The 24,966-nt window shown below is 64.9% G+C and carries 22 protein-coding genes, 1 pseudogene and 2 riboswitches; of the genes and pseudogenes, 15 read left to right on the top strand and 8 right to left on the bottom strand.

Going from position 1 to position 24,966, the window contains the following annotated elements; translation table 11 throughout:
- Positions 1–5: 5 nt before the first annotated feature.
- The 3 genes from ACLRDN_RS23185 to ACLRDN_RS23175 form a co-directional block, all read right to left on the bottom strand.
- Positions 6–713: a gluconate 2-dehydrogenase subunit 3 family protein gene (locus tag ACLRDN_RS23185; protein ID WP_413458184.1), complete on the bottom strand. Its 708-nt coding sequence runs from the start codon at positions 711–713 to the stop codon at positions 6–8.
- A 192-nt stretch (positions 714–905) separates the two neighbouring features.
- Positions 906–1,838: a TorF family putative porin gene (locus ACLRDN_RS23180; RefSeq protein ID WP_413458183.1), complete on the bottom strand. Its 933-nt coding sequence runs from the start codon at positions 1,836–1,838 to the stop codon at positions 906–908.
- Positions 1,839–1,988: 150 nt separating this feature from the next.
- Complete coding sequence (locus ACLRDN_RS23175) at positions 1,989–3,065, bottom strand: putative urea ABC transporter substrate-binding protein (protein ID WP_413458182.1); 1,077 nt, start codon at positions 3,063–3,065, stop codon at positions 1,989–1,991.
- Between the two features lie 67 nt (positions 3,066–3,132).
- Positions 3,133–3,232: riboswitch (guanidine-I (ykkC/yxkD leader) on the bottom strand.
- A 440-nt stretch (positions 3,233–3,672) separates the two neighbouring features.
- Here ACLRDN_RS23175 and ACLRDN_RS23170 point away from each other — a divergent pair.
- The 7 genes and pseudogenes from ACLRDN_RS23170 to atzF all read left to right on the top strand — a co-directional run.
- Positions 3,673–3,828: a hypothetical protein gene (locus ACLRDN_RS23170; protein ID WP_413458181.1), complete on the top strand. Its 156-nt coding sequence runs from the start codon at positions 3,673–3,675 to the stop codon at positions 3,826–3,828.
- Between the two features lie 94 nt (positions 3,829–3,922).
- Positions 3,923–4,023, top strand: a riboswitch (guanidine-I (ykkC/yxkD leader).
- 148 nt (positions 4,024–4,171) lie between these two features.
- Complete coding sequence (locus tag ACLRDN_RS23165; RefSeq protein WP_413458180.1) at positions 4,172–4,987, top strand: ABC transporter permease; 816 nt, start codon at positions 4,172–4,174, stop codon at positions 4,985–4,987.
- Positions 4,984–5,760, top strand: a complete 777-nt coding sequence (locus ACLRDN_RS23160; RefSeq protein WP_034333837.1) for an ABC transporter ATP-binding protein — start codon at positions 4,984–4,986, stop codon at positions 5,758–5,760. Before ACLRDN_RS23165 ends, ACLRDN_RS23160 begins: the two co-directional genes overlap by 4 nt.
- 1 nt (position 5,761) lies before the next feature.
- A complete protein-coding gene (locus ACLRDN_RS23155; protein WP_039783237.1) occupies positions 5,762–6,493 on the top strand; it encodes an urea amidolyase associated protein UAAP1 in 732 nt (243 codons plus the stop codon).
- Between the two features lie 15 nt (positions 6,494–6,508).
- Positions 6,509–7,144, top strand: coding sequence for an urea amidolyase associated protein UAAP2 (locus ACLRDN_RS23150; RefSeq protein WP_286866202.1), 636 nt, complete (start codon positions 6,509–6,511; stop codon positions 7,142–7,144).
- 98 nt (positions 7,145–7,242) lie between these two features.
- Complete coding sequence (uca, locus tag ACLRDN_RS23145) at positions 7,243–10,866, top strand: urea carboxylase (protein ID WP_413458179.1); 3,624 nt, start codon at positions 7,243–7,245, stop codon at positions 10,864–10,866.
- Positions 10,866–12,257 (top strand): annotated as a pseudogene (gene atzF / locus ACLRDN_RS23140) (allophanate hydrolase); the annotation flags it as partial. The gene uca and the pseudogene atzF, both read left to right, overlap by 1 nt.
- Positions 12,258–12,302: 45 nt before the next feature.
- Here atzF and ACLRDN_RS23135 read toward each other — a convergent pair.
- Together ACLRDN_RS23135 and ACLRDN_RS23130 are read right to left on the bottom strand one after the other, a co-directional pair.
- Positions 12,303–13,553, bottom strand: coding sequence for a nitrate- and nitrite sensing domain-containing protein (locus ACLRDN_RS23135; RefSeq protein WP_413458178.1), 1,251 nt, complete (start codon positions 13,551–13,553; stop codon positions 12,303–12,305).
- Between the two features lie 117 nt (positions 13,554–13,670).
- Complete coding sequence (locus tag ACLRDN_RS23130) at positions 13,671–14,342, bottom strand: YitT family protein (protein ID WP_413458177.1); 672 nt, start codon at positions 14,340–14,342, stop codon at positions 13,671–13,673.
- Positions 14,343–14,617: 275 nt separating this feature from the next.
- Here ACLRDN_RS23130 and ACLRDN_RS23125 point away from each other — a divergent pair, with 275 nt between their 5' ends.
- Both ACLRDN_RS23125 and ACLRDN_RS23120 read left to right on the top strand, forming a co-directional pair.
- Positions 14,618–15,493 (top strand): AraC family ligand binding domain-containing protein, encoded by an 876-nt coding sequence (locus ACLRDN_RS23125; RefSeq protein WP_413458176.1) that lies wholly within the window; start codon positions 14,618–14,620, stop codon positions 15,491–15,493.
- A gap of 48 nt (positions 15,494–15,541) precedes the next feature.
- Complete coding sequence (locus ACLRDN_RS23120; RefSeq protein WP_413458175.1) at positions 15,542–15,949, top strand: DUF2000 family protein; 408 nt, start codon at positions 15,542–15,544, stop codon at positions 15,947–15,949.
- Positions 15,950–16,034: 85 nt separating this feature from the next.
- Here the strand turns inward: ACLRDN_RS23120 and ACLRDN_RS23115 are convergent, their stop codons facing one another.
- Positions 16,035–16,916 carry a LysR family transcriptional regulator gene (locus ACLRDN_RS23115; RefSeq protein ID WP_413458174.1) on the bottom strand — a complete coding sequence of 294 codons (882 nt, stop codon included), beginning with the start codon at positions 16,914–16,916 and terminating at the stop codon, positions 16,035–16,037.
- A gap of 127 nt (positions 16,917–17,043) precedes the next feature.
- On the opposite strand from ACLRDN_RS23115, the gene ACLRDN_RS23110 reads away from it, so the two are divergent.
- The 6 genes from ACLRDN_RS23110 to ACLRDN_RS23085 all read left to right on the top strand — a co-directional run bounded on the left by ACLRDN_RS23110 (position 17,044) and on the right by ACLRDN_RS23085 (position 23,325).
- Positions 17,044–17,991: an amidohydrolase family protein gene (locus ACLRDN_RS23110; RefSeq protein ID WP_413460438.1), complete on the top strand. Its 948-nt coding sequence runs from the start codon at positions 17,044–17,046 to the stop codon at positions 17,989–17,991.
- An 11-nt stretch (positions 17,992–18,002) separates the two neighbouring features.
- Positions 18,003–19,349 (top strand): MFS transporter, encoded by a 1,347-nt coding sequence (locus ACLRDN_RS23105; RefSeq protein ID WP_413458173.1) that lies wholly within the window; start codon positions 18,003–18,005, stop codon positions 19,347–19,349.
- On the top strand, positions 19,346–20,266 hold the full coding sequence (locus ACLRDN_RS23100) for an SMP-30/gluconolactonase/LRE family protein (RefSeq protein WP_039783259.1): 921 nt from the start codon (positions 19,346–19,348) through the stop codon (positions 20,264–20,266). The genes ACLRDN_RS23105 and ACLRDN_RS23100 overlap by 4 nt, the downstream gene beginning before the upstream one ends.
- A 47-nt stretch (positions 20,267–20,313) precedes the next feature.
- On the top strand, positions 20,314–21,003 hold the full coding sequence (locus ACLRDN_RS23095) for an RraA family protein (RefSeq protein ID WP_329801282.1): 690 nt from the start codon (positions 20,314–20,316) through the stop codon (positions 21,001–21,003).
- On the top strand, positions 21,000–21,941 hold the full coding sequence (locus tag ACLRDN_RS23090) for a hydroxyacid dehydrogenase (protein ID WP_413458172.1): 942 nt from the start codon (positions 21,000–21,002) through the stop codon (positions 21,939–21,941). The genes ACLRDN_RS23095 and ACLRDN_RS23090 overlap by 4 nt, the downstream gene beginning before the upstream one ends.
- A gap of 61 nt (positions 21,942–22,002) precedes the next feature.
- Positions 22,003–23,325: an MFS transporter gene (locus tag ACLRDN_RS23085; protein ID WP_413458171.1), complete on the top strand. Its 1,323-nt coding sequence runs from the start codon at positions 22,003–22,005 to the stop codon at positions 23,323–23,325.
- Between the two features lie 69 nt (positions 23,326–23,394).
- Here the strand turns inward: ACLRDN_RS23085 and ACLRDN_RS23080 are convergent, their stop codons facing one another.
- Both ACLRDN_RS23080 and ACLRDN_RS23075 read right to left on the bottom strand, forming a co-directional pair.
- Positions 23,395–24,324, bottom strand: a complete 930-nt coding sequence (locus ACLRDN_RS23080) for an amidohydrolase family protein (protein WP_413458170.1) — start codon at positions 24,322–24,324, stop codon at positions 23,395–23,397.
- A 242-nt stretch (positions 24,325–24,566) separates the two neighbouring features.
- Positions 24,567–24,944, bottom strand: coding sequence for a MerR family transcriptional regulator (locus tag ACLRDN_RS23075; protein ID WP_413458169.1), 378 nt, complete (start codon positions 24,942–24,944; stop codon positions 24,567–24,569).
- Between the last annotated feature and the right edge of the window lie 22 nt (positions 24,945–24,966).

The raw sequence follows: 24,966 nt of genomic DNA, 5'->3' as shown, positions 1-24,966 counted from the left end.
AGCGATCAGCCGCGCGAGATCGGGGGCAGGGGATAGGTGCGGCCGTATTGGTCGACCCAGTCGTAATAGTCGGCGCGGGCACCGGGGAAGCCGATCATCTTCCAGGAAGCCATCCCCTTGTTGCCGCCATCGGTGGGGTCGCAGAAATAGCCTTCGTGCACGTTCTGCAGCAACAGGTTGAACAGCGCTGCAGGCGGGATGGTGGCCATCTTGATGCTGCCCTGGTCGCCCTTCTCGAACTCGCCCATCATCTTTTCGCGTTGCTGGGTGTTCAGTTCCACATAGCCGTGGCCGTATTGCTGGCGGATGGCCGCGTCGAATTCGGCCAGGCCCTTCTTGTACAGTTCGCGCGGCGGATAGGGCAGCTGGTAGCCGAACTCGGGCGGGGCGTCCGGGGTGAAAGGGCCCTGCATGTACCACAGCTGGCCCTGTCCGTAAGGGGTGTTCATCTGCGCATCGATGAAGGCGGGCACGCCCGCTTCCAGCGCGCCGGGTCCAGTTTCGTCGGCTGGGATGAGGGTATCGGCCAGGGCGCTCAGGAGCGCGAATTCATCCTGGTTGAAGAAGACGGGTTTGTGGGGGGTGTTGCCGGCTTGTTCCTGGGCACTGGCGGAAAGGCTGCCGGTGGTCACAACCAGCGCCGCCGCGGGTGCGGCGGTCAGGGCGCCGCGCAGGAAACGGCGGCGATTGGCGGAGATGCTTATTTTTTTCATGGCGCGTTTCCTTGAGGGAAATCCGGAGCGTGAGCAAGGTCTTGCCTTGCCCACGGCTGAGCCATGATGCGCGCGATGACGCCGCGGGGGGATCAGTCATCCTGCGCTTTTGATGTCGGAAATGTCTGACGCGCCCGCATCAGCGGCTTGATACCCGGGAGGTATCAAGCCCTGCGTGTAGGCAGCGCGGCTTCAGAAGCCCCAGCTCAGCATGCCCACCAGCTGGTTGCCCTGCTTGACGTCAAAGCGGTTGTAGCCGCCGAGGATGGCCTGCAGCGACCAGGTGATGGACGAGTCGGGGAAGGGCGCCGACAGGCCCAGCGTCAGGTGGCGCAGGCCGCCGCTGCTGGGGCCGTTGCCGGCGAAGCAGCCATTGACCACGAAGGCCTGGCCCGCGCCGCAGGCGGCACCGGTGGCGGTATCGCGGGTGCCCAGATACTTGCCCTCGCGGCTGTAGGTGTAGGCGCCCAGCGTGCCGGTGAAGGTGATGTCGTAGGGCAGCGGCTTGGTGTAGACCAGAGTCCAGTAGGTATCGCCCTTGTTGCCCCAGACCACGTCGTTGAGCAGCGTCTGCGCATTGAAAGACAGCGCGCCCCAGGTCAGGCCGGCCTTGGTTTCCAGCGCATTGGCATGGCGCCCGTTGGCGTAGTAGTAGCCGGTCATGCCCAGGGTATAGCCGAGGTCGCCGCTGATGTTGCCGGCGTAAGCGAAGTAGAAATCGTTTTCCACCGAACGCGGCTTCTGGAATTCGGTGATGCTGCGATCGCTATAGGAGTTGCCAAGCTGCTTGTACGAATAATTGATGGTCGAGGCCCAGTAGCCGAAGCTCCAGCCGCTGCTGTGGACGAAATCGATGCCCCATTGCAGCGCGGCCTGGTCCGATTCGGGCGCGTCGGCACCGGCATTGCCCAGCGGCTGGCCGTTGCCATAGGTGGTGGTGACGCCGCGCAGCACGTAGCGCGAGGCCAGGTCGATGTGTTTGGTGATGGTCCACGGGCCGGCAGGGGCCGCAGCCGGCGCCGCATCATCGGCCAGTGCGGGAGCGCAGGCCAGCAGGGTGGTGAGGGCAGCGGCGCAGGTGCCGAGGCCGCAAAGGCGCGACAGGGAAGTGGCGTAGGTAGTCAAGGTTCTCTCCGTTGGGTGGTCTGGAATCAGCGTGGATCAAGGTGAAAGCGAGGGACGAGCAGGCCCCGGCGGGTCCGTTGCCGGACCCGCGCATGACAGGGCGTGATGCAGTTGTTGTGGTGAAGCCGGGCGCGCGTGCGCGCGAAAAACTTAAAGTTTTCCGTCGGCCGCCATCTTCATGTAGGCCGGATCGAAGCGCAGCTTGACGTTCTTCTTGTCGCCGATCACCACGTTGCCGTCGAAGGCGACACCGATGCCATCAGCGCTCTTGACGTTGGGACCGAGGATGCCGTGGTCATAGCTGAACTTGGCGATGCGGCCCATGATGGCCGGCAGCTCCTTCTTGGTGGCGAATTCCAGCGCCGCCTTGGGCTGGTAGAACATGGCGGTGGCCGCCAGCTGCGACTGGAAGCCTGCCAGGTCGGTGCCGGAAGCCTTGCCCATGGCGGTCAGTGCGCGGGTGGCGCGCTCATCCTTGGCGGTCATGATGGCCATCATCTCGTACCAGGCACCGGTGAGGGCCTTGCCGAAGGCGGGGTTCTCCTGCAGGGTTTTTGTGTTGACCACCATCAGGTCCATGATCTCGCCGGGCAACTGCTTGGAGGTGTAGACCAGCGACACATCGGGCGAGGCCGCAATCGAGGACAGCATCGGGTTCCAGGTCACCGTGCTGGTGACGGCCGGGGTGGCGAAGGCGGCAGTGATGTCGGCATCGCTGGTGTTGACCACCTTGACGTCACGCTCGCGCAGGCCGGCCGTCTCCAGCGCGCGCGCCAGCAGGTAGTGCGAGACCGAGAATTCCACCAGCTGCACCGACTGGCCCTTGATGTCGGCCAGCTTCTTGTTCTTGCCCTTCAAGACGATGCCATCGTTGCCGTTGGAATAGTCGCCCACGATGAGCGCCGTGGAGTCCACGCCACCGGCGGCGGGAATGGTGAGCGCATCCATGTTGGTCATGGTGCAGCCGTCGAACTTGCCGGCGGTGTACTGATTGATCGACTCCACGTAGTCGTTCAACTGCACGGCACTGATGGTGATGCCGTACTTCTTGCCCCACTTGGCCAGGATGCCTTGCGCCTGGGCTTCGCCCCAGGGCATCCAGCCGGCATAGATGGAGGTACAGACCTTGAAGTCGGTGCGGGGGGCGGCGTGGGCCGATGAAAGCGCGCCCGTGAAGGCGGCCAGGGCGATGGCAGCGCCACCAAGGATTCGGGAAATGTTGTACACGGCGTAGGGTCCTCGAAGGGTTTATTGGAAAAAAGCCCGGGAGCGGCGCGGTCGTTGCGAACGCGTCATCTCCCGGGCTTTTCTCCCGCCGTGTAACCCCTTGCGAGGTCGACTGCTCTCGGACCAGACATCCGCACCAGCGAACCGGAACCCTAGCTGTCCATTGCAAATTGTGCTGACTCAAGACCGGACTCGCCGGCTCCCGCTCGCTTTTCAGCAAGGTTCATGCCAATGCCCTCTGGCGATGTCGATGATGCGGGATGCCGGTTTTCGCTATTAATAGCGAACGGCTCAACGCTTCATTGGCTGCGGCATCCGTGAGCGATGCTGGCGCATCGTGTCCGCGCCAAATCGGTGCCGGCTTGCACCATGCTTGCGCTCCGGCGATGTGCGATGCGCCACGCGATTGGCTGCGCGCCAGTGCAGGTGCGGGTTTGCGCCGGGTGCGCAAGAGCGTGCAGGGCTGGTCTGGATCTTGCATGCAAGATTGTCGTTCTCGCCGTGGGCGAGCCAAGACGACTTGGGCCGAAGCAAATGAAGCGCATGCATCACGCGTGGCATCGGCAACCATCCCTGGACGGCCAGGCCATGTTCGCAGGAGCAGACCATGCCCATGACCCGATCTCACGACACTGCCGTTTTTCCCTTCGCCTTTTCCAGCGAGGCCGCACAGGCCCTGCCGCTATGTGGCCGCATGCGCACTTCATTGCTGCTCATTGAAGTGCTTGCGCATGCGCTGCGCTGGCTGCGCCGTGCGCGCTGATGGTATGGAATTTGCTGAAATCCAATGACATGCAGGGCAGCCCGCACCGATGATCTGGCGATGACCTGATCATCCGACGGCTGCACAAGACGTTCAAATAGCTGGCTAGGGTTCCGGTCTGCCGCAGGCAGATGACTGGTCCGAGAGCCGGCGACCTCGGTCGAGGTTACACGGCGGGACAAAAGCCCGGGAGAGAGTTGCACCACAGGTGCCGCGCTGCTCCTGCTTTTGTTCAACCCCGACCGGAGTTTCCCGTGATCGCTGTTCGCCACCCCAGGTTCCATCCCGTAGCCCTTGTGCTGCGTCCGTCCCTGCCTCGGTCCTTGTCACAGGGAGGCGCGCCATGCGCTTCCTGAATCGCCACCCCGGCCGCTCCGGGCAGTGGCTGCTGACGCTCCTGCCCTTCCTCATTCTGGCGCTGCTGTACGCCTTCGGCTCGGCCACGCGCCTGGCCGACAATCCCAATGACAAGCTCTTGCCCAGTCTCGCTCAGATGGTCGATGCGGTCCGTCACATGGCCTTCATGGAAGATCCGCGCACCGGCGACTACCTGTTCTGGAGCGACACCCTGGCCAGCCTGCAGCGCGTGCTGCTGGGCCTGGGCATCGCGGCCGTGGCCGGGCTGGTGCTGGGCATCGCCAACGGCATCTTCCCGGTGCTGCGCGCAGGATTCTCGCCGCTGCTGACCGTGATCTCGATGGTGCCGCCGCTGGCGATCCTGCCGATTCTCTTCATCGTCATGGGGCTGGATGAATTGTCCAAGGTGATGTTGATCGTCATCGGCGTCACGCCCTTGCTGGCGCGTGATCTCGAACACACCGGCCGCGCCATCCCCGCCGAACTGCTGATCAAGGCGCAGACACTCGGGGCCAACAGCTGGACGCTCGTACTGCGTGTGGCCTTGCCGCAGATGCTGGCGCGCCTGCTGGTTTCGCTGCGCCTGTCGCTGGGGGCGGCGTGGCTGTTCCTCATTTCCGCTGAAGCGATTTCGGCCACGGCTGGCCTGGGCTATCGCATCTTCCTCGTGCGCCGCTACCTGGCCATGGACGTGATCCTGCCCTATGTGGTCTGGATCACGCTGCTGGCGTGGCTGATGGACTGGTCTCTGCGTGCGATTCACCGCCGCTTCTTCCCCTGGGCTGAAGGAGGCCGCGCATGAGCTACATCGAGATTCGCAACGTGTGGCAGCAATACGGCCAGAACGTGGTCCTGGAGCGCCTCAACCTGCGCGTGGAAGAAGGCCAGTTCTGCACCCTGGTCGGCGCCTCCGGCTGCGGCAAGTCCACTTTCCTGCGCTTGCTGCTGGGGCAGGAGCGCCCCAGCAAGGGCCAACTGCTGCTGCAGGGCCAGCCCTTCCCGGCCGAGCCAGATGCCACGCGCGGCGTGGTGTTCCAGCGCTATTCCGTGTTTCCCCACCTGAACGTGCTGGACAACGTGGCCATCGGTCTGGAGCTGCCGCGCTCGCCCTTGCTGGGTCGCCTCTTCGGCGGTGCCAAGCGGCGCGCTCGTGAAGAGGCGGCGCAGCTGCTGCATCGTGTCGGGCTGGGCCACGCGCTGGACCTGTATCCCAGCAGCCTGTCGGGCGGCATGCAGCAGCGGCTGGCGATTGCCCAGGCGCTCATCGTGCGCCCGCGCGTGCTGCTGCTGGATGAACCCTTCGGTGCCCTCGATCCGGGCATCCGCAAGGAAATGCATGCCCTGCTGCTGGACCTCTGGAAGGACAGCGGCCTGACCGTCTTCATGGTCACCCATGACCTCTCCGAAGGTTTCACCTTGGGCACGCGCTTGCTGGTGTTCGACAAGGTGCGCGTCGATCCGCAATACCCGCAGGCCTATGGCGCCCACATCACTTACGACATCGCCCTCAACGAGGCCCGTGCCCGCGAACAGGCGGACAAGCTGGCCTCCCTCCTCACTGCAAAGGAAAGCTGACATGAGCAAGGATCCCCTGGCCCTGCAGGCCAGACTCTACGAAGAACTGCTGCCCGGCGGCGGCCATACGTCCTTCATCCTCAAGCGCGGGCAATCGCTGCGCATCACCGACATCGAAGGCGGCGCCAACGTCAGCATGATGATGCTCAACGCCCAGCAGCCCAGCGAACGCCTGAACCTGCCCGACACCCTCAAGGGCCAGCACACGGCGCGCCTGCAGGCCGGTCACTGCCTGTACTCCGACATGGGCCGCGTGCTGGCGGCCATCACCGAAGACACCTGCGGCTGGCATGACAGCTTCGGCGGCGTGCTCAATGCCGAAGAGGTGCGCGAGAAATACGGCCAGGGCCGCTACCAGGAATTGCGCAACGGCTTTCATCGCAACGGTGCCGACAACCTGCTGGTGGAAATGGGCAAGTGGAACCTCGACCTGCAGGACCTGCTGATGGTGGTGAACCTGTTCTCGCGCGTGAACGTGGATGCCGAGGGCGTCTTCCACTTCGTGCCCGGCAATTCCAAGGCGGGTGACTTCATCGAGCTGGCCGCACCGATGGACACGCTCATTATCCTGACCGCCCTGCAGCATCCCATGGACCCGCATCCGCACTACGCACCGCGCCCGGTCCGGCTGGCGTGGCTGCAGACCCACAGCGACGACAGCACCCATGCCTGCCGCCATTCTCGCCCCGAGAACGAACGCGCCTTCCACAACACCGAACGCTTCCATCTCTGAACCAGGGAGACTCACATGCACATCATCGAAAGCCAGCGCGCCCCAGAACAAGCCGTGTTCCGTCACGTGATCCCGGCCGGCGAACCCTATCTCTTCAACCTCAGCGCCGGGCAGACCGTGCGCCTGCTGGACCTGGAAGGCAACCAGGCCATCGATACGCTGTTCTACAGCGCCACCCATCCGCGTGAACGCTATGATCCCCAGCGCACCCTGCGCCGCCAGAATCGCGCCTACCTGGGTGCGGGCAGCGTGCTGTATTCCAACCTGGGCCGGGCACTGGCCACCATCGTGGCCGATACCTGCGGCCGCCATGACACGCTGGGCGGGGCCTGCGCGCAGGAGAGCAATACCGTGCGCTATGCGCTGGACAAACGCTACATGCACAGCTGCCGCGACAACTTCCTGTGTGCCTGTCTTCATGATGGCCGCCTCAACAAGCGCGACATCGGCGCCAACATCAACTTCTTCATGAACGTGCCGGTCACCCCCGAGGGCGGTCTCACTTTCGAGGATGGCATCTCGGCGGCCGGCAAGTACGTGGAGCTGCGCGCCGAGCAGGATCTCATCGTGCTGATCTCCAACTGCCCGCAGCTCAACAATCCCTGCAACGGCTGGAACCCGACGGCGGCCGAGGTGCTGGTGTGGGACTGATCCACATCGCTTGAACGACCGCAGTAGTGCACCCCTCGCGGACGACCGCGAGCCGGTTTTTCGAATCACGGGACGACCCGGATTTCCAGGCCCACTCCATGTTTGACCATCTGCTCATCGCCAATCGCGGCGCCATTGCCTGCCGCATCCTGCGCACCTTGCGCACGCTGGACGTGACCGGCGTGTGCGTCTATTCCGAAGCCGACCTCGGCAGCCTGCACGTCTTGCAGGCCGGCCGCGCCATCTCGCTGGGAGAAGGGCCGGCCGCCCAGACCTATCTGGCCGTGGACAAGATCCTGGCCGCCGCCCGCGACAGCGGCGCGCAGGCCATCCACCCGGGCTATGGCTTCCTCTCAGAAAATGCGGCCTTTGCCGAAGCCTGCGAAGCGGCCGGCATTGCCTTCGTCGGCCCCACGCCCGCGCAGTTGCGCATCTTCGGGCTCAAGCACACCGCGCGCGCACTGGCACGTGAGCAGGGCGTGCCGATGCTGGAAGGCACCGACCTGCTGGAGAGCATCGATGATGCGCTGGCCGCTGCAGCCCGTGTCGGCTATCCGGTGATGCTGAAGAGCACGGCCGGTGGCGGCGGCATCGGCATGCGCGTCTGCCGCAGCGATGCCGAACTGGGCGATGCCTTCGATTCGGTACGCCGCCTGGGCCAGAACAATTTCAGCGATGCCGGCGTCTTCATCGAGAAATACATCGAACGCGCCCGCCATCTGGAAGTGCAGGTCTTCGGCGATGGCCAAGGCGAGGTGATCGCATTGGGTGTGCGTGACTGCTCGGTGCAGCGGCGCAATCAAAAGGTGCTGGAAGAAACCCCCGCCCCCAACCTGCCCGAGGGCATGGCCGACGCCCTGTGTGCGGCAGCCATCAAGCTGGCCAAGGCGGTGAACTACCGCAGCGCCGGCACTGTGGAGTTCGTCTATGACAGCCTGGCCGGGCAGTTCTACTTCCTCGAAGTCAATACCCGCCTGCAGGTGGAACATGGCGTGACCGAACAGGTCTGGGGCGTGGACCTGGTGCGCTGGATGATCGAGCTGGCCGCCGGCGACCTGCCGCCGCTGGCGCAACTGGCAGCCAATCTGCAGCCGCGCGGCCATGCGATCCAGGCGCGCCTGTATGCGGAAGACCCGGGCCGCCAGTTCCAGCCTTGCCCGGGCCTGCTGACCGCTGTCGATTTCCCGGACGCCGATGGAAAGGCGTTGCGCATCGATACCTGGGTCGAGGCCGGATGCGAGATCCCGCCGTATTTCGATCCCATGATCGCCAAACTCATCAGCTGGCAGCCCACCCGCGAAGCAGCCCGTGTGGCGCTCAATACTGCGCTGCGCGAGACCGCGCTGTACGGCGTGGAGACCAACCAGCACTACCTGCGCCAGATCCTCGACGATGTCCCCTTCGCCAGCGGCCAGCCGTGGACGCGCTGCCTGGAACAACTGGTCTATCGCGCCGATACGGTGGAGGTGCTGTCACCCGGCACCCAGACCACGGTGCAGGACCATCCCGGCCGCATCGGTTACTGGGCGGTCGGCGTGCCGCCCTCGGGCCCGATGGATGAGCGCGCCTTGCGGCTGGGCAATCGCCTGCTGGGCAATGCCGAGGATGCGGCCGCACTGGAAGTGACCATGATGGGCCCGGTATTGCGCTTCAATACCGCTGCCTGCGTGGTGGTGACCGGTGCCGTGATCCCGGTGCTGCTCGATGGCGTGGCCCAGCCCATGGCCACCGTTCTGCATATTGCGGCCGGCAGTACCTTGAAGCTCGGCACCATCAGCGGGGCCGGTGCGCGCAGCTATCTGGCCGTGCGCGGTGGCGTGCAGGTCCCGGCCTATCTTGGCAGCCGCAGCACCTTCACGCTGGGCCAGTTCGGCGGCCACGCGGGCCGCGCGCTGGCCAGTGGCGACATCCTGCATCTGCTGCCGCTGGCCGGCGATGAGACGCCCGCGGCCGGCCAGGTCTTGCCGGCCGACCTGTATCCTGCGCTGGAGACGGTGCGGCAGGTCCGCGTGATCTATGGTCCGCATGGTGCGCCGGAGTATTTCACGCCGGCCTACATGGAGACCTTCTTCGCCACCGACTGGGAAGTCCATTTCAATTCCAGCCGCACCGGCGTGCGCCTCATCGGTCCCAAACCGGAATGGGTGCGTGACAGCGGCGGCGAAGCCGGGCTGCACCCCTCCAACATCCATGACAATCCCTATGCCGTGGGTGCCGTCGATTTCACCGGCGACATGCCGGTGATCCTCGGACCGGATGGCCCCAGCCTGGGCGGCTTCGTCTGTCCGGTCACGGTGATCGAGGCCGATCTCTGGCAGATCGGCCAGCTCAAGGCGGGCGACAAGGTGCGCTTCATTGCGGTGGACGTGAGCACGGCACGCCGCATCGCCCTGGCCGCACACGCCGGTATCGCCAGCCTGCAAGCCCAGCCGGTGGACTGGTCGCCTGCACCGCTGGCCTCACCCATCGTGCTGGACCTGGGCCAGGATGAACAGCGCCTGGTGGCGCGCCTGTCGGGCGATGCCAACCTGCTGCTGGAAGTGGGTAGCCCGCAACTGGACCTGGTGCTGCGTTTCCGCGTGCACGCCCTGATCGCGGCGCTGGAAGAACAGGCCTTGTCCGGCGTGATCGACCTGACCCCCGGCATCCGTTCGTTGCAGGTGCATTACCAGCCGGAAGCGCTGCCATTGCCAAAGCTGCTGGAGACCATCGCCGGATTGTGGGACGCCGTCTGCGCCCGCCAAAACCTGACGGTTTCGTCGCGTATCGTGCACCTGCCTTTGTCCTGGGACGATCCGGCCTGCCAGCTCGCCATCGAGAAATACATGACCACGGTGCGCAAGGATGCGCCCTGGTGTCCCAGCAATCTGGAATTCATCCGCCGCATCAACGACCTCAAGGACATCGGTGCAGTGCGCGAGACGGTCTTCGATGCCAGCTACCTGGTCATGGGACTGGGTGACGTCTACCTGGGCGCACCGGTGGCCACACCGCTGGACCCGCGCCATCGCCTGGTCACCACCAAGTACAACCCGGCGCGCACCTGGACTGCCGAGAATTCGGTGGGCATCGGCGGCGCTTACCTGTGCATCTATGGCATGGAAGGGCCGGGCGGCTACCAGTTCGTGGGCCGCACGCTGCAGATGTGGAACCGCTATCGTGAGGTCGCGGCCTTCCGGGGCAAGCCGTGGTTGCTGCGCTTCTTTGACCAGATTCGTTTCTATCCGGTCACGGCCGACGAATTGCAGACCATCCGCCGCGATTTCCCGCTGGGCCGCTTCGAGGTCGGCATCGAAGAGACCCAGCTGAACCTGGCGGACTACCAAGAGTTCCTGCAGCGCGAAGCCGAGGGGATTGCTGCCTTCCGCCAGCACCAGCAGGCTGCCTTCGATGCCGAACGCCAGCGCTGGATCGCCAGCGGCCAGGCCAACTACGAGAGCGAGGAGAGCAGCGCCATCGTGCAGGAGCACCAGCCGCTGCAGGCGGGCCAGCTGGCGGTGGATGCACCGATTGCCGGCAACCTGTGGCAGGTCAAGGTCAGCCCCGGCCAGCGTGTGGCGCAGGGCGAGCTGCTGATGATCCTGGAGTCGATGAAGATGGAAATCAACATCACCGCGCCTGAAGCGGGCATCGTCGCCGAAGTGCGGGTGCAGCCGGGCAGTCCGGTGCGTGCAGGACAGTGCGTGCTGGTCATGGAAAACACTGAAGCGGAGGCCGCATGATCCATTCCTTCGACCTGCGCATCGATGCGCTCACAGCGGCCTATCGTGATGGCAGCCTGTCGCCGCGCGCCGTGATCGCCCGCCTGCGCGAGAGCGCCATGGCGCTCAACCCGCAATACCGGCTCTACATCCACCTGTTGAGCGAGGAAGAAATCGAGCCCTACCTGCAGGCACTGGAGGGGCAATCCCCGCACAGCCTGCCACTGTATGGCGTGCCGTTCTCGATCAAGGACAACATCGACCTGGCCGGCATCCCGACCACGGCCGCCTGTCCGGCCTTCAGCTATGTGCCGCGCGAGAGCGCCACGCTGGTGGCGCAGCTCATCGCGCTGGGCGCGATCCCCATGGGCAAATGCAACCTGGACCAGTTCGCCACCGGCCTCAACGGCACGCGTTCGCCCTATGGCGCTTGCCGCAACAGCGTGCATCCGGATTATCCTTCCGGCGGCTCGTCCTCCGGCTCGTCTCTGGCGGTGGCATTGGGCTTGAGCAGTTTTGCACTGGGCACCGATACCGCCGGCAGTGGCCGCGTTCCTGCTGCCCTGAACAATCTGGTCGGCCTGAAGGCGACCAAGGGGTTGCTCTCCACCGCCGGTGTGGTGCCGGCCTGCCGCACGCTCGATTGCGTGACCTTCTTCACCGCCACGGCGGCCGAAGCGAGCCACCTGCTGGCCCTGTGCACGCAGGCCATGCAGCCTGATGAGCGCGATGAATACAGCCGCGCCAACCTGCCGCACAACGATGCAGCGGCCTTCCAGCCACCGCGCAAAGGCTTGCGCGTGGGGGTGCCGCGCCAGCTGGAATTCCTCGGCTGCAGCGAGAGCCCGGCCCTGTTCGTGGAAGCGATGGGACAACTGGAAGCCATCGGCGCCGTGCCCGTGTCCATCGATTTTGGTCCCTTCCTGGAGGCAGCGCGCCTGCTTTATGAAGGTCCGTGGGTGGCTGAACGCTACAGCACCATCGAGGCGCTGCTGCAGGAGCGGCCCGGCGAGATCCTGCCGGTCATTCGTGACGTATTGCGCAAGGCGCCCCAGTTCAGCGCCGTCGATACTTTCCGCGCCCAATATCGCCTGCAGCAACTGAAGGCCGAATGCGACCGCATCCTCGCTACCGTCGATTGCGTGGTGACGCCGGCCTATCCGCGCCCGGTGACGCTGGAGGAACTGCGCGAGCAGCCGGTGCAACGCAATTCGGACCTGGGCTGGTACACCAACTTCATGAACATGCTGGATTACGCCGCAGTGGCCACGCCCATGAACTTCATGAAGAACGGCCTGCCCTGGGGCATCACGGTATTCGGTCCGGCCTTCAGCGACCAGAGGCTGCTGGGCGTGGCCGATGCCTTGCAGCGGGCGCACGGGCGGCCGCTGGCCGGGCAGCGTCACATCGAAAGCCGATTGCTGGCTGCTTGAACCAGCGCGGAAAGGGACGCCGGATCAGGTGTCCGGCAGGATTTCGGTCAGCGACAGGATCGCCTGCGCCACTTCGGCGATGCGCCGGTTCTGGTTCATCGCATGCTTGCGCAGCAGGCGATAGGCCGCCTCTTCGTTGAGGCCCTGCTTCATCATCAACACGCCCTTGGCGCGTTCGATGAGCTTGCGTTCTTCCAGGCTCTCGCGCACGGTGGCCAGTTCCTGGGTCAGGTTCTGCAGGCGCTCGGACTGGCTGCGCAAAATATCGACGATGGAGTGCGTCAGGTGCGGCCCGACGCCGGCGCGCAAGGAGTCATCCGGCAGCGGCTGGCCTTCCAGGCTGGAAGAGAAGGCTTCGAGGGGATCGCGCGCCTCCTCCTGGCTGAAGAGCTGGGCCTGGTCGCCCAGTGTCTTCTGCAATTCGACGATCTTGTCCTGGCACTGGGATTGCACGTATTGCGCCAGGTGGATCTCCACCTGGTGCAGGCCATCCATGCGGGTCGAGCAGCACTGGTACCAGGTGTCGGCCAGCTCGGGGTCCAGCGGCCGGCCGTGGGCGGTCAGCAGCTTGCGGCGCAGCCTTTCCAGATCGGCCAGGGGCAGCGTGGCCTGCATGGCCGTCCATTCGTTGCGGAAGCCTTCGGCAAAGGATTCGAAGCGGCGCAGGGCCTGCTCCTGCATCTCGATCTGGGTTTCGATGGTCTGTTCCTGCTCGCGCGTGATCTTGCCCGTGACAAACGCGGCGGCGCCGGCGGCCCGTTCGCGGCCCGCAAATTCCTTGCCTTGCATCAGGTTGAACAGCGCCACCAGCAGCCGCGAAATCTGCGGATCCACCGCCACGTCGGCGGCTTCGAACACCAGCGCCAGCAGGGCGCCCACGACCGTCTTGAAGCGCTCGTAGCTGGCCGCCGGCGTGCAGGCCAGCGCGGCTACGTCGGCGCGCAGCTTGGGTAGTCCCTCCAGCGCGTGCAGGGCGAAGGCGATGCGGGTATAGAGACGGGCGCCGTTGGAGAGGGCGTTGTCGTGTTCGACCGATTCCAGCCAGGTCTCGCATTCCCCTTGCGCGGCCTGGCTGGCCGCGACCCGCTCCTGCCACACCTGGGCATCGCGCTCACCGTGCGAGCCGAGGTAGATGTTGGAGATGCCGCGTTCCTGCTGCAGGCAATGGATCAGCTTGCCGACGGTCAGCACCAGCTGGCAGGTGCGCGCCAGGCGTTGCAGTTCCTCCACTTCGCAGCGGCGGGCGGTGATCAGGTAGTTCAGGACTTGGCTCATGGCGGGCAGGGCTCAGAATCACGGGGGCTGGCCGCATCGCGCGCAGGATTGGCGCGATGCATGGACGACCCGGATTGTAATGGAATCGCTCCGCCGGCGGCCGTTTCGGTGCGAGGGCTAGCGCGCGATATACCACTCGTAGCGATGATTCCACGCCACGAACACGTTCATGGTGACGGCACCGACCAGCGAATAAAACACGCGATCCATCGGCAGGAACAGGGCCGCCGTGGCAAACAGCGCCAGGTCGAAGCCCATGAGCAGCCAGCCGGCCTTGAAGCCGGTACGTTCCTGCACGTAGGTGGCCAGGATGCTCATGCCGCCGCAGCTGGCCTGGTGGCGGAACAGGCCGATCAGGCCAATGCCCACGCACAGCCCGGCCAGCACGGCGCCGACGGCGGGATCGAGATGGCTGTAGCTGATGTAGTTGCCGGCCACGTTGGTCAGGACCGATACGGCCGTGACCGCCGCCAGCGTGCGCCAGGTGAAGGCCGCGCCCATGCGCAGGGCGGCCAGCAGGTAGAAGGGCAGGTTGATGAGGGTAAAGGCCATGCCGAAGCTGATGCCGGTGGCATAGGTCACCAGGAAGGCCACGCCGGCGATCTGGCCGATGATCAGGCCCAGGCTATGCAGCATGGACATGCCGAAGGCGATCATGACCACCCCGAAGAGCTGGCCCTGGAGATTGTCGATCCAGCTGTGGCGCACGGCAGGCGCGGCCGGGGCGCGCGCGGACGGGGTCGACGCAATGGGGGTGGAAGGCGAGGAATCCGCAGTGGAAGTCGTCATGGCAATACCAATCATCAATCGTGGATAACGAACGCGTCACGTCAATGGCCAGGCCGGCGGGTAAGCCGGATCGGCCATCGGTGTGCGGCTGCCTTCTGTCGTCGGCAGCCGCCGCAGGGGCGCATGGTAAAGGATTTGTTGCAGTGCGGCGATAGCCGGATGAGGCGGCGCGGCGCCGCTGCAACACTTCTCATCAAGCAGGAAATGTGCCAGGAAGTCCCGGTGGGCGGGACGAGATTGTGCCCCGCGCGGCCGTCCGGGGCTAGAATTCGGCCATGGACATCCCTTCCACACCGCATCAAGTTGCCCCGCGCGTGCTGCAGACCGAATGGGTCGACTTGCGCCGTGACGACGACAGCGGCATCGAGAGCATCAGCGCGCACTTTTCCGGCCATGCCTACGATCCCCATGCGCACGACGAGATGCTGGTCGGCGTCACCTTGCAGGGCGTGCAGCGTTTTCGCTGCGGACGTGCCTTGCATGTGAGCACCCCGGGCAAGTCCATCCTCATCGAGCCCGGCGCCATCCATGACGGCCGTGCGCCGCACGAGAGCGGCTTCACCTACGCCATGCTCTACCTGCCGCAGCCCTGGCTGGCCGCCATGGCCGAGCATCTGCAGTTGCCCGCCGTGTCGCGCTTTGCCGCCTTTGACCAGACCCTGCATGATGACGCGCCCCTGGCCCAGGCCATCCACCGCGCCTTCCTCGCCTTGCACCTGCGTGAGGGCCGGCTGGCGCGTGACGAGTCGCTGGACCGCATGCTGGTCTTGCTGGCGGGCAGGATCCGCGCTTCCGGCAGCGGGCGCAGTGCGGCCGCCTCGCCCGCGCTGCAACGAGTGCGTGAACTGATGCATGCGAACCTGGCCCATGACCTCAGCCTGGAGGATCTGGTGGCTTGTTCGGGACTGGATCGCTTTCGCCTGACGCGCCAGTTCAGTGCGGCCTTCGGCAGTTCGCCGCATGCCTACCTGGTGCAATTGCGCCTGCGTGCAGCGCGCCGCCTGCTCGCCAGCGGTGCGGACCCGGCGCAGGTCGCGGCCGATACCGGGTTTGCCGACCAGAGCCACCTCGGGCGATGGTTCCGGCGCGCTTACCGCATCACGCCGGCGGCTTATCGCCGTGCCTGCACAAACGTTCTAGCCGGGGACTGAGGCGGTTTCCTAAGATGCGGCGGGTCAAGTGTCCTCAAGGAAAACCGCATGTTCGATACCAAAATCGCCATCCTGGTGCGCAATGACCTGCCCATGTGGCAGCGCCTGAACGTCACCGCCTTCCTGGCTACCGGCATTGCCGCATCTGCACCGGAGTCGCTGGGCGCGCCCTATGTGGACGCCAGCGGCCAGCGTTACGCCAGCCTGTGCGGCCAGCCCATCCTGATCTTCGAGGCCGACCTGGCCGGATTGCAGGCGGCCCATCGCACCGGGCTGGCGCGCGAGCTGACGATGGCCGCCTATGTTTTCCCGATGTTTGCCACCGGGCATGACGAGGCCAACCGCCAGGTCTTCCTGGCAGAAGATGCCGACAACATGGACCTGGTCGGCATCGCCTTGCGCGGCCCGAAGAAGGGGGTGGAGAAAGCTACCAAGGGCTTGGCGTTGCATCCTTGAGGCCAGGCCAGGTCGGACCTGCGCGGCAAATCGCTTTCCTGGCCAGCGCAAACCGCCTCGACCGGCTGCACTGAAACCTGTTTCGCTAATCCAGCGAGGTCCCGCGAATGATCTTGATGAGCCTCAGTGCCGCCGGCGAGAGATAGGTATCGCGCCGGTAGCTCAATCCCATCCGGCGCAGCATCGTGGTTTCCTTCAATACCACTTCGCGCAGGTGATTGCGTCCGGCCAGCAGGTTCTGCTTGGAGGCGAAGCCCAGCAGGTTGCTGCGCTCGATGAGCGGCATGATCATGTTCAGCACCGTCGGAGTGATCTGCACCGTCGGACGCGACAGGTGATGACGGTCGAAGACGTTGTCCAGCCACTGCCGGCTCAGTACCGACTGCGCCGGCAGCACCCATTGATACTCCAGCAGATGGCGCAGCCGGATCTTGCGGTCAAAGATGGGATGATTGGGGCTGGCCATGACGACCATCTCGTCGCGCATGATTTCTTCGGTGTGAAACAGCTCGTCATCCTGGATCATCGGTCCCAGCACCACATCCAGTTCTCCCGCCTTCAGGCCCTCCAGCAGGGCATCGTTCATCGACACCTTCAGGTCGATCGTGACCTTCTCCGCCTCGGCCAGCAACTGCTGGCAGATGCCCGGCAGGATGTGTTCGGCCAGGGTCGGGATGCAGCCCAGGCGGATGTTGCCTTCGCGCCCGTGCGCATAGTCGCCGATCTCGCGTGCGGTCTCGTCCATCATCAGGCTGATGCGTCGTGCCCGATGCAGCAGGGCTTCGCCCACCGGTGTGAGGCGGATGCCGCGACCCACCCGCTCGAACAGCGGTGCGCCCAATTGTTCTTCCAGGCGATCAATGCACTTGGTCAGCGCCGGCTGCGTCTTGAAGAGCCGCTCGGCCGCCCGTCCCACGTGCCCTTCCTCGGCGATGACGGCGAAATACTTGAGATCGCGGAAGTCCATGATTCATTCCTGAAAGTTATGGATAACAAAATAAAAGCAAATATACATTAAATATCCCCGCACGTAGACTGCCCTCCAAACAAGAACCCTCGCCCCATGCGGCGACGACAACATGGAGACCAGCACGATGCAAGACCTGCCTTCCCGGCGCGCTTTCCTGCGGCACAGTACACGGCTCGCGCTCGGCCTCGGTGCCATCGCCCGGCTGCCGCTGGCGCGGGCGCAAACCGAGCCCTCTGCCCACTCTGCCGGCACGCAACACGCCGCCAGCCGCCTGCCCGCCGATGCCTGTGATTGCCACATGCACATCTACGACCCGCGTTTCGCATGGGCACCGGGTGCCAAGCTGCTGCACGCTCCGGCCACCGTCCCCATGTATCGCCGCCTGCAGCAGCGTCTGGGCACGACGCGCAACGTGGTGGTGACACCTTCGGCCTATGGCGTGGACAACAGCTGCACCCTCGATGCGCTGGCGCAACTGGGTGCGACTGCCCGCGGCGTGGCGGTGGTCAATGACCAGGTCAGCGATGCCGAGCTGCAGCGCCTGCATCAGGCCGGCGTGCGCGGATTGCGCTTCAACCTGGCGCTGGGATCGGTCACCACCGTGGAGATGATGGAGCCTCTGGCGCGCCGCGTGGCTGCGATGGGCTGGCATCTCCAGGTCAACATGCCCAATGACGCGCTGCTGGCCAATCGCGCGCTGCTATCGGCCCTGCCGGTGCCGCTGGTCTTCGATCACTTTGCGCGCATCCCCCTGCAGGCCGGTTCGGGCCATCCGGTCTTCGATTTCGTGACGTCGCTCATGCGCGAGCAGCGCGCCAGCGTCAAGTTCTCCGGCGCCTACCTCTACAGCAAGCGTGGTGCGCCCGACTACGAGGATGTCGCGCCGCTGGCCCGTGCACTGGTGCAGACAGCGCCGTCGCAGGTCGTCTGGGGCAGCGACTGGCCGCACCCGACCGAGCAGCACAAGCCCGATGATGCGCGCCTGCTCGATGTGATGACGACATGGCTGGGGTCCGACGCGATGCTGCGCACGGTACTGGTCGACAACCCCGCCCGCCTTTACCAATTCTGACGGAGAACACCATGTCGCAGATTTCCACCCAAGCCGCGGCGCACGCCGCCGCAGCCGGCGCTACCGCCGCCGTCAGCGAAGAAGCCATCATGAAGAAGGTGATGCGCCGCCTCATCCCCTTCATCCTGCTCTGTTACGTGGTCAGCTATCTGGACCGCATCAACGTCGGCTTCGCCGCGCTGACCATGAACAAGGACCTGGGCCTGACGCCCTCGCAATTCGGGCTGGGTGCGGGCTTGTTCTTCATCGGCTATTTCTTCTTCGAGATTCCCAGCAACCTGGCGCTGCATCGCTTCGGCGCGCGCATGTGGATCTCGCGCATCATGATTTCCTGGGGCGTGATCTCGATGGCCACCGCCTTCGTGGTCGGCCCCAAGAGCTTTGCCTTGGCGCGCTTCCTGCTGGGCATGGCCGAGGCCGGCTTCACGCCGGGCATCTACCTGTATTTCACGCAGTGGTTCCCCGGTGCCTGGCGCGGCAAGGCCACGGCCTTTTTCCTGATCGGCATCCCGGTGGCCAACATCATCGGTTCGCCGCTGTCGGGTGCGCTCATGGAATTGCACGGCATGTGGGGCTTCAAGGGCTGGCAGGTGCTGTTGCTGCTCGAGGCACTGCCGGCCGTGCTGCTGGGCGTGCTGTGCCTGTTCCTGCTGCCGGATCGTCCGTCCAAGGCGGCCTGGCTCACGCCTTCTGAAAAGCAGTGGCTGGAAAACGAATTGTCCACCGAACAGAACGTGCTGGCCGCCCGCCATGGCAACAAGCTCAAGGATGCCTTCACCAACTGGCGTGTCTTCGCGCTGGCCGGTGCGAATTTCTGCGGCATCATCGGTTCGCTCAGCATCGGCCTGTGGCTGCCGCAGATCATCCGCGAGTTCGGACTGCCCTCGCATCAGGTCGGCCTGGTGGCGGCCATTCCCTACCTGGTCGGCGCGGTGGCCATGACGCTGTGGGCGCGCCTGGCCAATCGCAGTGCGCACCGCCTGTTCTTCGTGGCCGGGGCCATCGTGCTGGCGGCGCTGTCGCTGGCCATTTCGGCCTTCCTGCATACGCCGCTGCTGAAGATGCTGGCCATCACCATTGCAGTGGCGTCGATCCTGTCGTTCCAGGCGACCTTCTGGGCCATTCCTTCGGGCTTCCTGACCGGCCGCGCGGCCGCCGGCGGCCTGGCGCTGATCGTCTCCATCGGCAACCTGGGCGGCTTCGTCGGCCCGTCGGTGATCGGCTTCATTCGCGAAAGCACCCAGGGCTTTACCTATCCGCTGATCTTCGTGGCCGGTGCCTTGCTGCTCGGTGCCGTCATCACGCTGGCACTGGGTGATCCGTCCCGTGCCCCTTCCACTTCCAAGGAAACAGCATGAGCTTCTTTGCCCCGCCTCCCACGGTCGAAGCCAGCGTCTTCACGCGCTTGCCCGATCATTTCCGTACCCCCCGCAAGAATGCCTGGGGCGATGCCAACCGGGGCGGCCTGCCCATCGATTCCTTCCTCGAAGGCCCGTCCTTCGACCGCCAGGGCCGGCTCTACGTCACCGACATTCCCTATGGCCGCATCTTCCGCATCAGCATGGACGGCCAATGGGAACTGGTCACCGAATACGACGGCTGGCCCAATGGCCTGAAGATCGACAAGAGCGGCCGCATCGTCATCACCGACTACAAGCGCGGCCTGGTGCAGCTCGATCCCGATACCGGTACCGTCACGCCGCTGCTGGAAACGGTCGGCTCGGAAGGCTTCAAGGGCGTCAATGACCTGGTGTTCGGTCCCAAGGGCGAGATCTATTTCACCGACCAGGGCCAGACCGGCCTGCAGGATGCCACCGGGCGCGTGTATCGACTGGCACCTGATGGCCAGCTGACCTGCCTCATCAACACCATCCCCAGCCCCAACGGCATCGTCTACGACCCGGCCCTGAACCACCTGCTGGTGGCGGTTACGCGGGCACAGCAGATCTGGCGCATCCCGCTGCATCACAACGGCGTGGTGGGCAAGGTCGGCGTGTTCGCCAACCTGCACGGCGGCATGGCCGGTCCCGATGGCCTGGCGCTGGATGCCGAGAGCTGCCTCTACATCGCCCACACCGGCTTCGGTTCCATCTGGCGTCTGTCGAAGTTTGCCGAACCCTTGCTGCGCATCCGCTCCACGGCCGGCATCTCGACCACCAACCTGGCCTTTGGCGGGCCGGACGGCAAGAGCCTTTTCATCACCGAATCCCAGACCGGATCCATCCTGCGCGCCGACGTGCCGGTGGCCGGCCTGCCCATGTATTCCCACGCTTGAGCGTGGTCCCCTGACTGCATCTTCAATTCTTCCATCAAAGGATCCCCATGAGCACCCAACCTGATTTCATCCGCGACATCGAACGCGTCGACGCTGCCATCGTGGCCCAGGCTGCAGAATTCCCGGCCTCCATCCTGGCCGATGTGGCCGGCCGTCGCGGCACCCTGTGCAGCCGCGTGGCACCGCTGTCGCCCTCCATGCGCGTGGCCGGACCGGCCGTGACGGTGGAAGTGCGTCCCGGCGACAACCTGATGATCCACGCCGCCATGGCCATCGCCAAACCGGGCGACGTGCTGGTCATCGATGGCAAGGGTGATGAGACCTGCGCGCTGATGGGCGAGATCATGGTGTCGCAATGCAAGGCCAGCGGCCTGGCCGGCATCATCATCTATGGCTCGGTGCGCGATACCGAAGCCATCCGTGCCATCGGCTTCCCGGTCTATGCCGTGGGCGCCAATCCGAACGGCCCGACCAAGAACATCGCTGGCCGCGTGAACTGGCCGGTCTCGGTAGGCGGCACCGCCGTGCAGCCGGGTGACCTGATCGTGGGCGACGCCGATGGCGTGGTGGTGGTCGAGCGTGAGAAGGCCGCATCGCTGCTGGCGGCAGCCGCCAAGAAGGTGGCCGATGAAACCAAGCGTCTCACCGAAATCCGTGGTGGCGGCCCGCTGCGCCCGGGCTGGCTGGAAGGCGCACTGCGCAAGGGCGGCGTGCTGGCCGAAGGAGAATCGCTGTGATTGCCGTCAAGAAGGAAGTGGTGATCGTCACCGGTGTCGACCTGGCACCGCAAGCGGTAGAGATCCTGCGCGACTTTGAGCTGGTCTATGCCGGTGCCAAGCCGACCGAGGAAGACATGGTCAGGCTGGCGCAGCAACATCAGCCGGTGGCCATCATCGTGCGCTACGGTGGCGTGAGCGCGCGCGTGATGGATGCGGCCCCCGGCCTGCGCGTCATTTCCAAGCACGGCACCGGCATCGATTCCATCGATACCGAAGCGGCCAAGGCGCGCGGCATTGCCGTCAAGGCAGCGGCCGGTGCCAATGCACCGGCGGTGGCCGAGCATACCTGGGCGCTCATCATGGCCTGCGCCAAGAACGTGGTCGGACTGGACCAGCGCATGCGTGAAGGCCACTGGGACAAGTCCACCCACAAGAGCCTGGAGCTGCGCGGACGCACGCTGGGCCTGGTCGGCATCGGTGCCATCGCGCGTCGCGTGGCCGCCGTGGCGGTCGCGCTGGAGATGCCGGTGCTGGCCTATGACCCGTATGCGAAGGAAGCGCCGCAAGGCGTGCGGCTGGTCGATCTCGATACGCTGTTTGCGCAATCCGACGTGGTCTCGCTGCACTGCCCGCTGACGGCCGACAACAAGCACATGATCAATGCGCAATCGCTGGCGCGCATGAAGGATGGCACGATCCTGGTCAACACGGCGCGTGGCGGGCTGATCGATGAAGCGGCGCTGATCGCGGCACTGGCTTCGGGCAAGCTGCGCGCAGCCGGCCTGGACAGTTTCGAGAAGGAGCCCTTCACCGCACCGCATCCGCTGCAGGACGTCAGCAACGCCATCCTGAGCCCGCATATCGGCGGCGTGACCGCCGACGCCTACATCGCCATGGGCACCGGCGCGGCCAGCAATGTCCTGGCGGTATTGAACGAACAGACCGTTACCGGCTGATTCATAATGACTGACGGGCCAGCCGCCGATACAGGCGGCACCCGACTTCCGAGAGAGAGACATGGAGACCATCCAAGACGACAAGCGGCTCGAACAAGAGACCGTGCGCAAGGTGACCTGGCGCTTGCTGCCCTTCCTGATGCTGTGCTACCTGTTTGCCTTCATCGACCGCGGCAACATCGGCATGGCGGCCTTGCAGATGAACCACGACATCGGGCTCTCGCCCAAGATGTTCGGCTTTGCCAGCAGCCTGTTCTTCATTGCGTATTTCATCTTCGAAGTGCCCAGCAACCTGGCACTGCAGAAGTTCGGCGCACGCAAATGGCTGGCCCGCATCATGGTCACCTGGGGCCTGATCTCGGCCTGTACTGCCTTCGTGCAGGGGCCGGTGTCGCTGTATTTCGTGCGTTTCATCCTAGGCGCCGCGGAGGCCGGATTCTTCCCTGGGGTGGTGCTGTACCTGACCTATTGGGTGCCATCTGCATATCGCGCCCGCATCGTGGCGCTGTTCATGGTGGCTATCCCGGCGGCCAGCTTCGTGGCCTCGCCGGTCTCGGCGCTGCTGCTGCAGATGGATGGCATCGGCGGATTGCGCGGCTGGCACTGGCTGTTCCTGCTGGAAGGGTTACCGACCGTGTTGCTGGGCGTGGTCTGCCTGTTCTTCCTGACGGATCGTCCGGACCAGGCGCGCTGGCTCAATGATGCGCAGCGCCAGTGGCTGGTTGCCACCATGAACAAGGAAGCAGCCAGCCGTACCGCCAAGCAGCACATTCCCCTGTGGAAGCTGTTCAGCCAGCCGCACGTGTGGGGCATGGCCCTGGTGTGTGCCTGCGCTTCGGCGGCCGGTTCGGTGTTGAACGTGTGGCAGCCGCAGTTGCTCAAGTCCTTCGGGCTGACGGTGATGCAGACCGGCCTGGTCAATTCGATTCCCTACCTGGTGGCCTCGGTGCTGATGGTGTGGTGGGGCCGTCATTCCGACCGGACCGGTGAACGCCGCTGGCATACCGCCATTCCGCTGATCCTCATCGGTGGCGGCCTGGCGCTGGCGTCGCTGGCCAACACGCTGGCCCCGGTGGTGCTGCTGCTGACCATGGTGTTGATTGGCGCGTATTCGTTCAAGGGACCGTTCTGGGCCGTGGCCTCGACCTGGCTGGCGACGGGTTCGGCTGCTGCCGGACTGGCGGGGATCAATGCGGTCTCCAACCTGATCGGCGGTGGCCTGATGGTCAACGCCTACGGCTGGATCAAGGATGCGACCGGCAGCTACGCCATGGCCTTGTTGCCGCTGGTGGGCTTGTCGGTGGTGAGCGTGGCCATCCTGCTGGTGCTGTCGCGCAAGTCGCGCGTGGCCGCTACCGGCGGCTTGAAGGAAGCCGTGCGCTGAGCACAAGCGTGATGACAAAAGAGCCGCCTTGCTTGCGCAGGCGGCTCTTTTGCATTGCGTGTCGCGGTTTCAGGAAAAACCGAACAAACTCGCCGGATTGCTCACCAGGATCTGGTGGCGCAGCGCCGGATCAGGGGCCCAGGCGGCCAGCAGGTCGAACAGCACGGCGTCATCCGGTTTGATCTTTTCGGTGGGATGCGGCCAGTCGCTGCCCCACAGCGTGCGCTGCGGTGCCGCCTGCAGATAGGCGCGCGCCAGCAGGCTGGTATCGGGATAATCAGGCGGCCCCTGCAACGTATCGGCATAGGGCTCGGAGAGCTTGATCCAGGTATTGCCCTTGGCCAGCAGGCGCAGGATGGCTTGTGCGCCGCGATGATCCAGTCCTTGCGGCTGCGGGATGCGGCCCAGATGGTCGATCACCACCGGGGTGGGCAGGCCGGCCAGCACGGTTTCATGCTCGGCGATCTGCGTCCCCGACATCAGCACCTGCACATGCCAGCCCAGCGGCGCGATGCGCTTTGCCGTGCGCAGCAAGCGGTCCACGGTCGTGATGCCCCAGCTTTGCGGCGACAGGAAATTGATGCGCACGCCGCGTACTCCCAACTGATCCATTTCCTTCAATTGCGCCAGTTCCACGTCATCGTCGATGACCACGATGCCGCGTGCCTGCGCGCCGAACTGGGTGAGGGCATCGAGCAGGCAGCGGTTGTCGCTGCCATAGGTGGAGGGCTGGACCACCACGTTGCGGGCGATGCCGAGCTTGGCCATCAGGCGCCGGTAGTCGGCCACGGTGGCGCCGTCGGGGCGGCCGCCGCGCCAGTGCGGCGAGACCGGGAAGCGCGCGTCATAGATGTGGTGATGGCTGTCACAGGCCAGTGCTGGCGCCTTGAGCCGGGGTGGCTGGTCGCCGGCGGAGTTGGGAATGGACTGGGCGATGGCCGAGCGCGCTGCAGTACAGGCGAGCAGGCTGCCGGCCAGGAATTGTCTTCTGTTGACCATGGGTCTCCTTGCGTTGTTGTTGTCGGGACGGCCGGGGCGCACCAGATCAGAGGGCACCAGCGTCTGCCATGGAGTCTAGTGATGGGGTGGGATGCAGACTATTTCCTTTTTTTTCTGCATTCATAACTGCGGGGAATGGATTGCAATTCAGGCCGGAATGTCTGTTGACTTTGCGTGGGCTCAAAGACTGCCTGCGTTAGTGACGTTCTGCAACGAAGTGACCAGCCGGCGATGCCGGCCATTCATTTTCCAGCGCTGTCCTCGAGCATCGAGCGCAACTGCAAGCGGCGCTTCTGCAATTGCGTGATTTGCTTGTCGATGGCCAGCAGCCTTGCCCGTTGTGTCCCTTTGGTTTCCGGACAGGCCAGTGCACCATCGACGATGAGCATGCATTCGGGGAAACCCTTGATCTCGGCCAGATTGAATCCTGCATCGAGAAAGCGGCGGAGCTGCTTCACCTGGGTGATCGCCAGTGTTGAAAACATCCGGTAGCCATTGGCCGATCTGGTGGAAGCCAGCAGGCCCTGTTCGTCATAGTGCCGGATGGCTCGAATGCTGGCTCCGGTGCTTTTTGCCAGCTCACCAATCGAAAGCTGGCTGTGGCGCTCTTTCATCTTCATCGCCCTGACTCCAAAAAATGGC

This window comes from Herbaspirillum huttiense (assembly GCF_047300815.1).
Lineage (GTDB): Bacteria > Pseudomonadota > Gammaproteobacteria > Burkholderiales > Burkholderiaceae_D > Herbaspirillum > Herbaspirillum huttiense_A.
The sequence above is the reverse complement of the archived record's forward strand: the minus strand, read 5'-3'. Positions and strand labels throughout refer to the sequence as shown.